General features: G+C 73.7%; 13 protein-coding genes, 1 tRNA gene and 1 pseudogene. 10 read left to right on the top strand and 5 right to left on the bottom strand.

Features of this window, described 5'->3' with window-relative positions:
- Window positions 1-9: 9 nt before the first annotated feature.
- Window positions 10-753 carry a CDP-alcohol phosphatidyltransferase family protein gene (locus tag ACZ7N4_RS15470; protein WP_471358428.1) on the bottom strand — a complete coding sequence of 248 codons (744 nt, stop codon included), beginning with the start codon at window positions 751-753 and terminating at the stop codon, window positions 10-12.
- 62 nt (window positions 754-815) lie between these two features.
- On the opposite strand from ACZ7N4_RS15470, the gene ACZ7N4_RS15465 reads away from it, so the two are divergent.
- The 7 genes from ACZ7N4_RS15465 (at window position 816) to pqqE (ending at window position 6,979) form a co-directional block, all read left to right on the top strand.
- Window positions 816-2,354 carry a glycosyl hydrolase family 28-related protein gene (locus tag ACZ7N4_RS15465; RefSeq protein ID WP_471358426.1) on the top strand — a complete coding sequence of 513 codons (1,539 nt, stop codon included), beginning with the start codon at window positions 816-818 and terminating at the stop codon, window positions 2,352-2,354.
- Window positions 2,355-2,535: 181 nt separating this feature from the next.
- Window positions 2,536-3,648, top strand: a complete 1,113-nt coding sequence (locus ACZ7N4_RS15460; protein ID WP_471358424.1) for a PQQ-dependent sugar dehydrogenase — start codon at window positions 2,536-2,538, stop codon at window positions 3,646-3,648.
- 66 nt (window positions 3,649-3,714) lie between these two features.
- Entirely contained in the window at window positions 3,715-3,852 is a 138-nt protein-coding gene (pqqA, locus tag ACZ7N4_RS15455) for a pyrroloquinoline quinone precursor peptide PqqA (protein ID WP_471358422.1), read from the top strand.
- 7 nt (window positions 3,853-3,859) lie between these two features.
- Window positions 3,860-4,774, top strand: coding sequence for a pyrroloquinoline quinone biosynthesis protein PqqB (gene pqqB, locus ACZ7N4_RS15450; RefSeq protein WP_471358419.1), 915 nt, complete (start codon window positions 3,860-3,862; stop codon window positions 4,772-4,774).
- Entirely contained in the window at window positions 4,771-5,505 is a 735-nt protein-coding gene (gene pqqC, locus ACZ7N4_RS15445) for a pyrroloquinoline-quinone synthase PqqC (protein WP_471358417.1), read from the top strand. The genes pqqB and pqqC overlap by 4 nt, the downstream gene beginning before the upstream one ends.
- Window positions 5,502-5,792, top strand: coding sequence for a pyrroloquinoline quinone biosynthesis peptide chaperone PqqD (gene pqqD, locus ACZ7N4_RS15440; protein WP_471358414.1), 291 nt, complete (start codon window positions 5,502-5,504; stop codon window positions 5,790-5,792). Before pqqC ends, pqqD begins: the two co-directional genes overlap by 4 nt.
- On the top strand, window positions 5,780-6,979 hold the full coding sequence (gene pqqE / locus ACZ7N4_RS15435; RefSeq protein ID WP_471358800.1) for a pyrroloquinoline quinone biosynthesis protein PqqE: 1,200 nt from the start codon (window positions 5,780-5,782) through the stop codon (window positions 6,977-6,979). The genes pqqD and pqqE overlap by 13 nt, the downstream gene beginning before the upstream one ends.
- Before the next feature lie 26 nt (window positions 6,980-7,005).
- Here the strand turns inward: pqqE and ACZ7N4_RS15430 are convergent.
- A pseudogene (locus ACZ7N4_RS15430) lies at window positions 7,006-8,457 on the bottom strand (MFS transporter); the annotation flags it as partial.
- Window positions 8,458-8,693: 236 nt separating this feature from the next.
- On the opposite strand from ACZ7N4_RS15430, the gene ACZ7N4_RS15425 reads away from it, so the two are divergent.
- On the top strand, window positions 8,694-9,602 hold the full coding sequence (locus tag ACZ7N4_RS15425; RefSeq protein ID WP_471358411.1) for a helix-turn-helix transcriptional regulator: 909 nt from the start codon (window positions 8,694-8,696) through the stop codon (window positions 9,600-9,602).
- 108 nt (window positions 9,603-9,710) lie between these two features.
- On the opposite strand, the gene ACZ7N4_RS15420 is transcribed toward ACZ7N4_RS15425, so the two are convergent.
- A tRNA-Ala gene (locus ACZ7N4_RS15420) sits at window positions 9,711-9,783 on the bottom strand.
- 183 nt (window positions 9,784-9,966) lie between these two features.
- On the opposite strand from ACZ7N4_RS15420, the gene ACZ7N4_RS15415 reads away from it, so the two are divergent.
- Entirely contained in the window at window positions 9,967-10,515 is a 549-nt protein-coding gene (locus tag ACZ7N4_RS15415; protein WP_471358409.1) for a helix-turn-helix domain-containing protein, read from the top strand.
- 131 nt (window positions 10,516-10,646) lie between these two features.
- Window positions 10,647-12,029 carry a serine/threonine-protein kinase gene (locus ACZ7N4_RS15410; protein ID WP_471358407.1) on the top strand — a complete coding sequence of 461 codons (1,383 nt, stop codon included), beginning with the start codon at window positions 10,647-10,649 and terminating at the stop codon, window positions 12,027-12,029.
- On the opposite strand, the gene ACZ7N4_RS15405 is transcribed toward ACZ7N4_RS15410, so the two are convergent.
- Window positions 11,993-13,309: a hypothetical protein gene (locus ACZ7N4_RS15405; protein ID WP_471358403.1), complete on the bottom strand. Its 1,317-nt coding sequence runs from the start codon at window positions 13,307-13,309 to the stop codon at window positions 11,993-11,995. The two genes, ACZ7N4_RS15410 and ACZ7N4_RS15405, sit on opposite strands and share 37 nt — an antisense overlap.
- 294 nt (window positions 13,310-13,603) lie before the next feature.
- Window positions 13,604-13,732: a DLW-39 family protein gene (locus tag ACZ7N4_RS15400; protein WP_003999697.1), complete on the bottom strand. Its 129-nt coding sequence runs from the start codon at window positions 13,730-13,732 to the stop codon at window positions 13,604-13,606.
- Window positions 13,733-13,870 lie beyond the last annotated feature (138 nt).

The raw sequence follows: 13,870 nt of genomic DNA, 5'->3' as shown, positions 1-13,870 counted from the left end.
CTGCGCGGCTCACTGGAGCTGCTCTCCCGGAAGAAGGCGCCGGAGATCGTCTCGGCGCAGCTCGCGGAACCACTTGACCAGGTAGGCGGCCATGAACAGGAGGTGGGCCAGCAGCAATGCGCAGTAAACGGAAAGGAAGACGTGCTGGCTGCCCAGGAATAGGAAGCTGAAGCAGGTGATGCCGTAGTCCACCGGCAGGAGCAGCACGGCCCGCAGCGCCGGCGCGGGCCGGGCCGGCGCCGGGGCCGCCGTCCGCCGCTTGAGCTGCTCGGCCAGGATCCCCGCGAAGAAGATCACCACGGCCGCCGGTTCGAAGAGCAGCGGGGCCAGCAGGAAGGCCGGGTCGGGCAGTGAGAAGAACCGGTAGAACGACACCAGCACCACGAGGTGCACCGTGACCAGCTTGACGCAGTCCAGCACGTGGTCCAGCCATTCGCCGGACAGGCTGCCCGAGCGCTGGGTGCGGGCGAGCTGCCCGTCCGCCGCGTCCAGGGCGAACCCGACGGCCAGGGCCGCGCAGACACCGGCCGACATCCCCGGGCCGGGCCGCACCCAGGCCACCGCGGCCAGGGCCGGAAAGGTGAACAGGGCGCCCAGCACGGTCAGCTGGTTGGGGGTCGCACCGACGCGGTAGGCCAGAGCGGCGAACAGGCGGCCGGCCGGACGGTTGACGAACAGGGTGTAGGCCGACACCCCCCTCGCCGGCTTCTGCGCCGCCGCCATGTGCCTGAAGACCTCGATGAACCCGGTCATTTGCCTCCTTTAATGGAGAAAGCACGGGAAAGAAGGCGATTATGACAGAGTGGGGCAGACCGATGTCCCGTGTCAGCCGTCGGCACCTGCTCCGTGGCGGCGCCTCGGCGCTGGCCGCCACGGCCCTGTCCACCCGCGGCGCGTCCGCCCTCGGCCGCTCCGCGGACAAGCCGGACAGTGTCGTCAACGTGGTCGACCTGGGCGCGGTGGGCGACGGGCGGACCGACGACAGCGGGGCCTTCGAGGTCGCCTACTCGTACGCCGCCGCGCGTGTCTCCGGCGGGGTCGGCCGCGTGGTGATCGAGATTCCCGCCGGCGAGTACCTGATCACCCGGCCGCGCGCGCTGCTGAACGGCGTCGCACCGCCGCGGCCCGCGAGCGGCCTGCGCTTCTCCGGCGCGGGCCGGCGCATGACCAGCCTCGTCTTCCGCCCCGAGACCGGCCCGGGCTCCTTCCTCTGCCGGAACCAGGACGTGTGGTCCAACCTCTCCTTCGAACGCATGCAGTTCCGCTCGGCCACGCCCGGCGCCTCCTTCTTCGACTCGTACTCCACCGGGCAGGCGCAGGACTACCGGTTCTCCGAGTGCGAGTGGATGGGGGAGTGGGAGTACGGGCTCGCCCTGAGCGGTACGGACACCAACTCGGAGATGCGGTGGGAGGCGTGCCGGGTCGGCGGCCGGTACCGCAGGGCGTTCCTGTACTCGGGGCTGACCCGGGAGGGGCAGCAGGACCCGAACGACCAGGACCAGTTCCTCAACTACTGGTTCACCGACATGAAGGTCGAGTACGAGTGGGGGAACTTCCTGGAGTTCCCCTACGGGGGCTCCATCGCCTGCCGGGGCGGTTCGTACATCATCACCGGCAGACGCCCGCAGAGCACTCCGGAGTACGGCACCACCAGCACGTTCTTCCGCTTCCCCGTCTCCCGGCACCACGACTCCGTGCAGCGGTTCCACGCCCAGGACATCCGCTTCGAGGTGCGCAACCCGGACGTCGTCGTCATCGACTGCGTGTGGAACGGCGGAACGGTCCACTTCAGCGACTGCGACGACACCGCCTTCGCCTACCGGGACTTCTCCGCCGACGTGCGCCCGCACCGCTACACCGTGGGCCCGCGCGGGCCGCTGGTCCGCTACGACTCCTGCCAGCTGGTGGGCCGCCACGAGTACCGTCCGGCCGCCGCCCCCGCCCCCCTGCCGGTGCTCGCCCGCTACGACATGTGCCTGCTGCGCAGCCACACGGCCCGGGACTTCGCGGTCGCCGCCGGCACCGACGACCAGGTGCCCTTCGTCCGGTTCGTCGACTGCGTCGACGAGGGCGACACGAGCGGAGCGCCCCGCCCGGACACCCCCTCCTCCCCCGCCACCCCGCCGCCGTGCCTCGCACCGGGTCAGTCCCCGAACCCCCACCCGAGCCCGACCCCCGGTACCCCGACGCCGGGCCCGGAGGCGACACCGCGGCCGAGTCCCGCCTCGGCACCCGCCCCCCAGCCGGCGACGACACCCGCGGCCGGCCCCGCGGCCACCACCGGCCCCCCGGACGCCCCGCTGCCCGACACCGGTCGGACGGACTGCCCCTCCCCGCCGCGGCGGGCCCCCTGACCCGGCGCACCCCCTCCGTCCCCCTCGGCCGCCTGCCCACCTGCGGAACGGCGGTCACTCGTGGGAGGGACTTCCCGGCGCCGGTGGACCGGTGGCGGACCGGTCGGCGCGCAAGCTCACTGCTGTGCGGAGGGGGCGCCCGATACGGAAACACCGAAGGAAAGGCATCACGATGTCACGCTTGGCGCATTCGGCGCTGCACCGGGCCCGGCTGGGAACCGCCGCGCTCACCGCTGTCGCCGCCGTCCTGGCCGTAGGCCTGTCCGGACCGCCCTCGACGGCCGCGGAACCGCACGCCGTCCCCCGCGCGGGCGGCGCACCGTCAGCGATCAGCACGCTGAACCGCACCCTGACGACGCCCTGGGGAATCTCCTTCCTCCCGGGGCGCAAGGCGGCGCTGGTGACGGAACGCGACACCGCCGTGGTCTGGAAGGTCGCCCTGGACGGCGCCAAGAAGAAGGTCGGCACGGTGCCGAACGCGGTGTGGAGCGAGCAGACGCAGGACAAGGGCGGACTGCTCGGTGTCGCCGCGTCCCCGACCTGGAACGGGACGTCCGACAAGGACGTGTTCTTCATGGAGACCACGCGCACGGACAACCGCGTGGTCAGGATGCGCTTCGACGGCACCAGGCTGAGCGGGTACACCCCGGTCCTGACCGGGATCGTCAGGGACACCCAGCACAACGGCGGGAAGATCGCCTTCGGGCCCGACGGATACCTGTACGTCGCCACCGGCGACGCCCAGAAGGGCGCACTGGCCCAGGACAGGAAGTCCCTCAACGGAAAGATCCTGCGGATCAGGAAGAACGGTGCCGCGGCTCCCGGGAACCCCTTCGGCACCCGCGTCTACAGCTACGGTCACCGCAACCCCCAGGGACTGGCCTGGGACCGCGCCGGCCGCCTGTGGTCGACCGAGATCGGCGCGGAGACCTGGGACGAGCTCAACCTCGTCAAGCCGGGCCGGAACTACGGCTGGCCGTCCTGTGAGGGCTCCTGCTCCCGCGCCGGGATGACGAACCCGAAGATGGTCTGGAAGCCGGACGACGGAGGCGTGCCCGCCCAGGTCGCGGTCGTCAACAACGTCATCTACGCCTCCACGCTGAGCGGCCACCGGCTGTGGCGCATCCCGATCGGCGCCACCGGCCAGGACGTCGGCCCCGCGACCGCCTACTACAACGGCACCTACGGCCGGCTGCGGGCACTGGCCAAGGTCCCCGGCGCCGACCAGCTGTGGCTGGGCACGAGCGACCGCGGCGTCGCCAAGGACCTCCTCCTCAAGGTGACCATCAGGTAGGGACGGCCGAAGGCTCCCTCCCGACCGGGAGGGCAACACCCCCGTGCAGAAAGGAAGGTACGCACCATGACCGAAGCCGCCGAGCGGGCCGAGCAGGCCGCCCGCACCCCCGAGGAGACCGAGCGGACCGCCTGGCAGACCCCCGGATACGTGGTCGTCGACACCGCGCTGGAGGTCACCGCCTACTCCCTCAGCGTCCGCTAACCCCGTCATGCTGCTGCAGGTGCTCGGTACCGCGGCCGGCGGCGGCATCCCCCAGTGGAACTGCGCGTGCCCCGGATGCTCCGGGGCACGCGCCCACCCCGGGCGGCGCCGCCGACACGCCTCACTGGCCGTCCGTGCCGACGAGGGCCGCTGGTACCTCGTCAACGCCACCCCCGACCTCGGCGACCAGATCGAGGACCACCCGGTGCTCCACCCCGGGCCCAGGCCCCGGCAGACGCCGGTCGCCGGGGTCGTCCTCACCGACGCCGAACTCGACCACACGCTGGGGATCTGGCGGCTGCGCGAGGCGGACCGCCTGGAGATCCTCGCCACCGCCCCCGTCCGCCAGGCGGTCGAAAGCCGCCTGCGCCTCGGCCCGGTGCTCACCCCGTACACCACCCTGACCTGGCGGGACCTGCGGTGTCCGGGCACCCGGCCGCTGCTCGGCGACACCGGCGGCCCGGCCGGTTCCGGCGTACTGATCAGCGCCGTACCCGTCTCCGGCAAGCGCCCGCGCTACGCGGCCGACGCCCCCGCCAACCCCGCGTGGGTCGTCGCGCTGCGCCTGTACGAACCGGCCACCGGCCGGACCGTCCTGTACGCACCGGCGGTGGCCGCCTGGTCCGACGCCCTGCACCAGGCCGCAGCCGAAGCCGACTGCGTCATCCTCGACGGCACCTTCTGGGACGAGGAGGAGCCCCGCGGCGCCGGCATCTCCCCCCGCACCGCCACCGGCATGGGGCACCTGCCCATCGACGGACCGGGCGGCACCGCCCGCATCCTCGCCACGCTCTCCGCCCGCTGCCTCTACACCCACCTCAACAACACGAATCCCCTCGTCGACCCGGCGGCGCCGCAGCACAAGCGGCTCGCCCGGCTGGGTCTCGGGGTGGCCGAGGACGGAATGGTGATCGAGCTGTGACCACGACACCCGCCCCGCCGGCGAAGCCCTGGGGCCGCGCCGAGTTCGAGACCCGCCTGCGCGCGGTGGGCCAGGACCGCTACCACGACCGCCACCCCTTCAACCTCCGCATGCACCAGGGCGACCTCACCCCGGAGGAGGTGCGCTGCTGGATCACCAACCGCTTCCACTACCAGCGCCACATCCCGGTCAAGGACGCGCTGATCCTCGCGAAACTGGACTCGTCCCTCCTGCGGCGCATGTGGCTGCGCCGGATCGAGGACCACGACGGGCGCGCCGAGGGCGAGGGCGGCATCGAGCGCTGGCTGCGGCTCGGCGAGGCGGCCGGCCTGGACCGCGCGACCCTGCTGTCGGGCGGGGCCGTGCTGCCGGGCGTCCGGCTCGCCGTGGAGGGCTACGTCAACTTCTGCCGGCTGCGCTCGCCCCTGGAGGCCGTCGCCGCCTCGCTCACCGAGCTGACCGCGCCCGATCTGATGCGCCTGCGCATCGAGGCGTTCGAGCGCCACTACTCCTGGATCGCCCCCGACGGACTCGCCTACTTCCGCACCCGCGTCGACCAGGGCCGGCGCGACAGCGCCGAGGCGCTGGACCTCGTCCTGGAGTGGGCCCGTACCCGCGAGGAGCAGGAGAAGGCCGTGGCCGCGCTGTCCTTCAAGTGCGATGTGCTGTGGTCGCTGCTCGACGCCGTACAGCAGCACGCCGGTCAGCACCGCCTGCCGGAGCCGGTGTGACGCCCCGGCCCGCGGGCCCGTCGGCCCCGGCCGACGGGTGGCGCCCCGTGCTCGCCCCCGCGCTGATGCTGCGGCACGACCCCGTGCGCGGTGCGGACCTGCTGGTCCTGCCGGAACGCGTGGTCGTCCTCACCGGGCGCGCCGGCACCGTCGTCGGCCTGTGCGACGGCACCCGGACCGTGCCCGGGATCGTCGGCGAGCTGTCCGCACGCTTCCCCGGCGCGCCGGTGGCCGGCACCGTCCCCGCCTTCCTGGACAGCCTGCGTCGGGAGGGCTGGCTGACGTGACCGCTCCCCTGCCCCCCGCAGCCGCCGTGGCACCCCCGTGGGCCCTGCTCGCCGAACTCACCCACGCCTGCCCGCTGCACTGCCCGTACTGCTCCAACCCCCTGGAGCTGGCCCGCCGTTCCGCCGAGCTGAGCACCGGGGAATGGACGGACGTCCTGCGTCAGGCCGGTGCGCTGGGCGTCGTGCACACCCACCTCTCCGGCGGCGAGCCGCTGCTCCGGCCCGATCTGGAGCAGATCGTGGCCGCCGCCGAAACCGCCGGGATCTACACCCAGTTGGTCACGAGCGGCACCGGCCTGGACGAGGACCGGCTGGCCGCGCTCACCGCGGCCGGGCTGCGCAGCGTCCAGCTGTCCGTGCAGCACGCCGACCCGCGGGCCGGCGACCGGATCGCCGGCCGCCCCTCGTCCTTCGCCGCGAAGGAACGGGCGGCGGCCCTCGTCCGCCGGGCCGGGCTCCCGCTCGGCCTGAACGTCGTCCTGCACCGCGACAACCTCGACGCCGTCGACGCCCTCATCGACCTGGGCGTGGCCTGGGGAGCGGACCGCGTCGAACTGGCCAACACCCAGTTCTACGGCTGGGGCCTGCTCAACCGGTCCGCGCTGCTGCCCACCCGGGAGCAGCTGTCCCGCGCCCGGGAGACGGTGGAGCGCCGCCGCGAGCGACTGGGCGACCGGATCGACCTGGTCTGGGTCGTCCCCGACTACTTCGACGGCGTGGCCAAGCCCTGCATGGGCGGCTGGGGCGCGGTCTCGCTCACCGTCGCACCGGACGGAACCGTCCTGCCCTGCCCCGCGGCCGCCTCCCTCCCGGACCTCGACCCGCCCAGCGTCCGCGACCACCCCCTCGCCTGGATCTGGGAGCACTCCCCGGCCTTCGCCCGCTACCGCGGCACCGACTGGATGACCGGACCCTGCCGGGGCTGCCCCCGCCGGGAGGAGGACTTCGGCGGCTGCCGCTGCCAGGCCTTCGCCCTCACCGGCGACGCCACCCGCACCGACCCGGCCTGCGCCCTCTCCCCCGATCACCACCTCGTCCGCGACCTCGTCCGCGACCCGGCCGACGCCGGCCGCCCGGTGCCGCCCCCGTACGTCTACCGCCGCCCCGGCGCGGCACCGACACGGACACCGGCACCGGCACCGGCACCGGCACCGATCCCCGCCGCCGGAGTCCCGAACCCGCTCTGACGTCAGGCGGCCCGGCGGCCGGCGCGTCACCGCGCCGGTGCCCGGTCGCCGCGCAGGAACACGGCGCTGGTGACGACACCGAGGAGGACGATGGCGGCGTTCACCGCGATCGCGACCCTCAGACCGCCGAGGACGGCCGAGGCTCCGGTGCCCGCCATGGCGGCGGTGACGACGGCACTCATGACCGGTGTGCCCATGGTGATGCCGACCTGCTGGGTCATGGTGGCGAGGCCGGTGGCCAGACCCTGCTCGCGGTCGGGAAGACCCGTGGTGGCGGTGACCATGAAGCCCACGATGACCAGCATGTTGCCGACACCGCCGAGGAAGCTGGCGACCAGCATCAGCCACATCCACGAGCGGTCGTCGCCGAGGCCGGCCAGCGCCGCGGTGAACACGGTCTGCAGGAGGCCGCCCACGATCAGCGTCCGCTTGCTGCCGAGCTTCCCGAGGACCTTCGGGGCCGTGACACCACCGGTGACCGTTCCCAGGCCGAGGACGCCGAAGGACAGACCGGCGGCGAGCGCGGAGAAGCCGAGGACGTCCTGCAGGTAGAGCGTCAGCGGGAAGACCAGGGAGCACTCGGTGAGGAACGCGATCAGACCGGCGACGTTGCCCCAGGCCACCGACCTCCGGCCGAGCACGCCGAGCGGAACCAGCGGCGCGGCCACCTTGCGCTCGACGGCCCAGAACACCACGAGCAGCGCCACGCCCGCCGCCAGCGGCAGCAGGGCCTCCGCCGAGCCCCAGCCCTTCTCGCCCGCCCGGGTGAGGCCGAAGACGACGGCCAGCAGACCGAGGGTGACGCTGACGGCGCCGGGCAGGTCCAGCCGGGGGCGTTCGTCGGGACGGGACTCCTTGACGACCGTCGGGGCGACGACCAGCACGACGAACGCGACGGGCACGTTGATGAGGAACGACCACCGCCACGACAGCAGGTCGGTCAGCACACCGCCGAGGACGGCGCCGGTGGTGAAGCCGCCGGACATCAGCGCGCCGTTGAGGCCGAGCGCCTTCTGGCGCAGCGGGCCCTCCGGGAACGAGGTGGTCATCAGCGACAGCGCAGCAGGAGTCACGGCCGCGGTGGCCAGACCCTGGAGGACGCGGGCCGCGATCAGCGTCTCCGGGTTCCGCGCCAGCCCGCCCAGGAGCGAGGCCGCGCCCAGGACCACGAGGCCGCCGAGGAACAGCCGGCGCCGGCCGAACAGGTCGGCGACCCGGCCGAAGAGCAGCGTGAAGCCCGCCGCGCACAGCGCGAACGAGGTACCGATCCACTGCAGGTGCGACAGCGGGAAGCCCAGATCCCTGCCGATCACCGGCAGCGCCACGTTCAGGATGGCAAAGTCCACGGCCAGCATGAACTGCGTGGCGAGCAGCAGTACCAGCACCAGCTTGAGCCGGGGAGTGAGCACGTCGGGTGCCGCGTCGGCGGCGGTGCCGGGCGCGGCGCCGGCCGCCTCGGTCTCGGTGACAGACATGACGTCGAGTCCCTTTCCTCATGGTTCCTGACCCGCGCCGCACTCCGTCGCGTCACGCGGTTACGGCAGAGAGGCTCGTCGGCGCCCGCATTCCGAGCCAGCACCCCGGAGTGCACAGCCGGCCCGAGGGTGGTCATTTCCTGACCACCCTCACGCCTTTCGGGCTCGGGGACCGGCGGGCATCATGAGAGGCCGACGGTGGCCGGAGCCGGCCGCACTCCGCCGACCTGGAGGCAGGAATGGGCGCCGCGTCCGAGCTGGGAGACTTCCTCAAGTCGCGCCGCGCCGCGCTGCGCCCGGAGGAGGTCGGCATCGACCCGTACCCGGGCCGCCGCCGCGTCACCGGGCTGCGCCGCGAGGAGCTGGCGACGCTCGCGGGTGTCAGCATCACCCACTACACCCGCCTCGAACAGGGCCGCTCCACCAGCGTCTCCGAGGGCGTGCTGGAGGCGATCGCACGCACCCTGCGTCTCACCGAGGACGAGACGGCCCACCTGAAGGACCTCGCGCGCCCCTCTGCCGCCTCGTCCCGGCCCGCACCGCGCCGGGTGGCGCACGCCAGTGCCTCGGCCCGGCAGCTGCTGGCGGCCATGACCCACGTACCGGCCGTCATCATGGACCGGCGCACCGACGTCCTCGCGTGGAACCAGCTGGGCCACGCGCTGCTCGCCGGCCACCTGGCGCCCGACAGCCCCGAGACCCCCGCCACCCGTCCCAACCTGACCCGGATGCTGTTCCTGGACGAGCGGTACCGGCAGTTGTACGCGAACTGGGACGAGCAGGCCCAACTCGCCGTGGCCAGCCTGCGCCTGGTCGCCGGCCGCCACCCCGACGACCGCGCCCTCGCCGAGCTCGTCGGGCAACTCACGATGAGCAGCGGCGAGTTCGCCTGCCGCTGGGCCCGGCACCCCGTGCGCACCTGCACCTCCGGGGTGAAGCACCTGCGTCACCCTCTGGTCGGTGCGCTGGAACTCGGCTTCGAGAACCTCGTCATCCCCGGCACCTCGGGCCAGCGCCTGATCGCGTACTCGGCCGAGCCCGGCTCGCCCTCGGAGGCGGCACTGCGGCTCCTGGGCAGCGCGACGGCCCCGGTGGTGCGGGACACGACGGCGCTACGGCACTCGATCACCGCTCCGGCGGCCCGCTGACCCCCGGCGGACACGGACTCTGGCCGGCTCCGTCGGACCGGCGGGGGAAGACGACGCACGAAGATCCCCCTGACCCACGTTTTTCGCAGGTCAGAGGGATCTCGATTGTGGAGCCTAGGGGAGTCGAACCCCTGACATCCGCCATGCAAAGACGGCGCTCTACCAACTGAGCTAAGGCCCCGGGAAGGAGCGACCGACCGGAGGAATCACGCTCCGGCGGCTGCCGCAGACCAGAGTACCGGGTCACCCCCCATATCCCGCAAAAAGATTGGGGGTCCCCGCGGATGACCACTCTCCGTAAGATGCTCGGCGTGGTTCGCTACAGCGAACCGCGGTTTGTCAGGGGAAGCGATGGGGAGACGCAATGGACGCCGCACAGCAGGAAGCCACCGCCAGAGCGCGGGAGCTGCAGCGGAACTGGTACGGGGAGCCGCTGGGGGCGCTCTTCCGTAAGCTCATCGACGATCTCGGGCTGAACCAGGCCCGGCTCGCGGCGGTCCTGGGCCTGTCCGCTCCGATGCTCTCGCAGCTGATGAGCGGCCAGCGCGCGAAGATCGGCAATCCCGCGGTGGTCCAGCGGGTGCAGCTGCTGCAGGAGCTGGCGTCCCAGGTGGCCGACGGAAGCGTGAGCGCCGCCGAGGCGACCGAGCGCATGGACGAGATCAAGAAGTCGCAGGGGGGCTCCGTGCTCAGCAACACGACGCACACGACGAACAGTTCGGGTGTGCCGACCGTCAAGCGCGTGGTCCGCGAGATCCAGTCGCTGCTCCGCTCGGTGGCCGCAGCGGGCGACATCATCGAGGCCGCGGACGCCCTCGCCCCCAGCCACCCCGAGCTGGCGGAGTTCCTCCGCGTCTACGGCGCCGGCCGCACCTCGGACGCCGTGGCGCACTACCAGTCCCACCAGAACTGACCCGCCGGCCGGGCGTGGCACCGGGGACTCGGTGCCCGGGGTGGCGCGGCGCTCGTCTCGTGGGTAGGGAGTAGCGAGCGGCGCGGGGGGCGCGGGAGGTTCGTCGGACCAGGGGAGGAGCGGCGGCTGCCATGGGTGAGGTCTTCGCCGGCCGGTACGAGCTGGCCGACCCGATCGGACGGGGAGGCGTGGGCGCCGTCTGGCGTGCCTGGGACCACCGCCGACGGCGTTACGTGGCCGCCAAGGTCCTCCAGCAGCGCGACGCCCACTCCCTGCTCCGCTTCGTCCGCGAGCAGGCCCTGCGCATCGACCACCCGCACGTCCTGGCCCCGGCCAGCTGGGCCGCCGACGACGACCAGGTGCTGTTCACCATGGACCTGGTCGCGGGCGGCTCCCTGGTCCACCTGGTCGGCGACTACGGCCCCCTGCCGCCGGCGTACGTGTGCACCCTGCTGGACCAGCTGCTGTCCGGGCTCGCCGCCGTCCACGCGGAGGAGGTGGTCCACCGGGACATCAAGCCCGCCAACCTGCTCCTGGAAGCCACCGGCACCGGCCGGCCGCGGCTGAGGCTGTCGGACTTCGGCATCGCCATGCGGCTCGGCGAACCCCGGCTGACGGAGACCAACCTCGTGGTGGGCACGCCCGGTTACCTCGCCCCCGAGCAGGTCATGGGCGCCGACCCCGACTTCCCGGCCGACCTGTTCGCCGTCGGTCTGGTCGCCCTGTACCTCCTGGAGGGAGCGAAGCCCGACGCCAAGGCGATCGTGCAGTACTTCCTGGAACACGGGACGCCCGGGCCGCCCCAGGGCGTCCCGGAACCCCTCTGGCAGGTCATCGCGTCGCTGCTCCAGCCGGACCCCGTGGACCGGTTCCGTACCGCCACCGGGGCGCGCAAGGCGCTGACAGCCGCGGCGGAGCTGCTGCCGGAGCCCGGCCCCGACGACGAACTCATCGAGATCTTCGACCAACTCGGCCCGCTGCCCCCCGGTTTCGGCCCCGACGGCCCCCTCCGGCAGGCCTCCGGCGTGGCCCTGGAGCCGGTCCCGGGCGGTACGCCGTCCCCGGCTGCCGAGGCGACCGGCACCGGCGCCCTCTCCGACACCGGCAGCTTCCGCCTTCCTCCTCCCCAGCAGACCGAACCGACGCGACAGCCCCGGCAGCCTCCGGCGCCCCAAGCAGCACAGCAGACCCAGCAGACCGAGCACCTCCGGCAGCGCCGGGAGCCCCTGCACCCCTCGCCCTCACTCTCCTCCCCGGTGCCGTACCGCCCTGCCGCCCCCCGCACCGACACCGGCACCGCCGCGTACACCGCCCGCGATCCCCAGGCGCCCCCGCCCTACACCCCTCCGTCGTTCACGACCGCACCGTCGCCCCCGCCCGCATCACGCGCCCGCGGCCGTCGGGCCCGGCGTGCGGCCCGTCGGCCGGGGCCCCCGGCCAGGGCCGCGATCCCGATCCTGCTGCTGGCGCTGGCCTGCTACGCGGTGGGCTTCTGGGCGCTGGCCCGGGTGTGAGCCCGGCGGGCCGCCACCGTCCACCCGCCGAGGAGCAGGAGCAGGGCGGTGCCCGTGCCGAGCCCGCCGACGGCGACCAGCAGCATCACCCGGTGACCGGCACCGTCCCCCGTGTCCCCGGTGAGCGCGGCCTCCCGGTCCCCGGCGGTGACCGTGAAGACGCCGTCCGGCACGGGCCGGCCGGCGTACCCCGGACCCTCCTGGGCCCGGCCGTCCACCCGGACCCGCAGGGTCACCTCGAACGGCCCCGTCCCGAACGCGCCGGTCAGCTGGGTACCGAGGCTCACGGCCAGGTAGTACTCGCCGGCGAAGCGGACGGAGGTGACGCCGGCGGCCACGGCGTACCGGTTGGTGTACTCCACCGGCGGCAGCGGTGCGAGGGCGGCGGTCTTCGGGGTGCCGGTGTAGCCGAGGGAGGCGCCCTCGACGTAGCCGCGCACGGGGTTGTAGAGGGAGAGGTCGAGGGCGCCGCCGGCATAGCCGTGGCCCGGGGCGCCGGCCAGCTCGGCGGAGGCGTGCAGCCGCCGGCCCCAGTCCAGCGGCACCTTGTAGTACCGGGTCTCGCCGGGAGTGAGGGTGGTCCGCCAGACGCCCTGGCCCAGTGCGCGGGCGGTGGCGAACCCGGTGCCGCCGGAGCGGTCGCGGGGGGTGCCGGGGAGGGGGTCCGGCGTGGCGGAGTCCCAGGTCCGCGGCGCGGTGGTGGGGCCGGCTCGGGTGAGGCCCGGTTCGGTGGCGGGCGTGATCTCCAGGTCCCACCGCCCTGACGCGGCCGCCGTACCGGATCCCTCGGCGTCGAGGCGTTCGACCAGCAGGTAGTACGTGCCCGCGCCCTGGCACAGGGCCCTGCCGGCCTCGCGCTGCCCCAGCGCCGTGACCGGGCGCGGGCTGAGCCCGGCGCCGAAGCGGGCGGAGGCGTAGGAGCAGGAGGTGCCGTTCGCGTCCCGGACCGAGACCCGGATGCCGTCGGTGGCGGAGACCGCGGCGTCCGCGGGCGGTACGGCGGTGGCGGGGACGTACGCGGTGTCCGCGGCGGAGAGCCGCAGGCGGTAGAAGAGCCGGCCGCGCGGGGGCAGGGAGCTGCGGTAGGCGTGGCCGGGGTCCAGCAGGGCGGCGTCCGTGGTGCGCTCCGCACCCGCGACGGTCCGGGCGCCGGGCGCGAAGGCGTACGACCCCGGGTGCGCGTCGGCGTCGGCTGCCGCTGCGGCGGCCGCCGGGGCACCGGGCGGCAGGGCGAGGGCGGCTGTCAGCCCCAGCAGCGCGACCACGGCGCCGGTCCGCACGGCTCGCCGCCCCGCCCACGTCGCCGTACCCCCTCGCGCCCGCACGCGCCACCACCCCCAGTCGTCGGACGGCCGCTCCGGACCGCAGGGCCCATCCTGCCCCGGGCGCCGCTCGGCCATCCGGGCAACGCGTACGCCTGTCCGAAACGCCCGGCAGGATCCGGCACCCCCGCGCGTCCGTCTAACGCAGCCGCCCGGCCCCCGCAACCCGGAACCCAGAACCCGCGGCCCGGGAGAACGCGAAACCCCGACCGCTCAGGCGGCCGGGGTCGGTTCAGCTCGGGTACAGGGGACTCACGAACCCGTGGGCACGGAGTCAGTCGCCTCCGTCCACAGGTCCTGCTCGGCGCGATCCGCCTGGATCTGCCGGTACACGAGGAGCCCGCCGATGGCGGCCAGTGCGACCAGGAGCAGCTTCTTCACCGCGCGACCTCGTCTTTCCTTGACGTAAGGGACCTCTGGCGCCCGACTATACACACCGACCGATATCGATCGGTGACCTGCGTCGGGCCCCAACTCCCGCCCGGGCGCGGCGGGGAACTTCTCCCGCCCTGTGCGTCC

The sequence above is a fragment of the Streptomyces sp. NPDC107654 genome, assembly GCF_055639035.1.
This window is presented reverse-complemented; position numbering and strand designations above follow the sequence as displayed.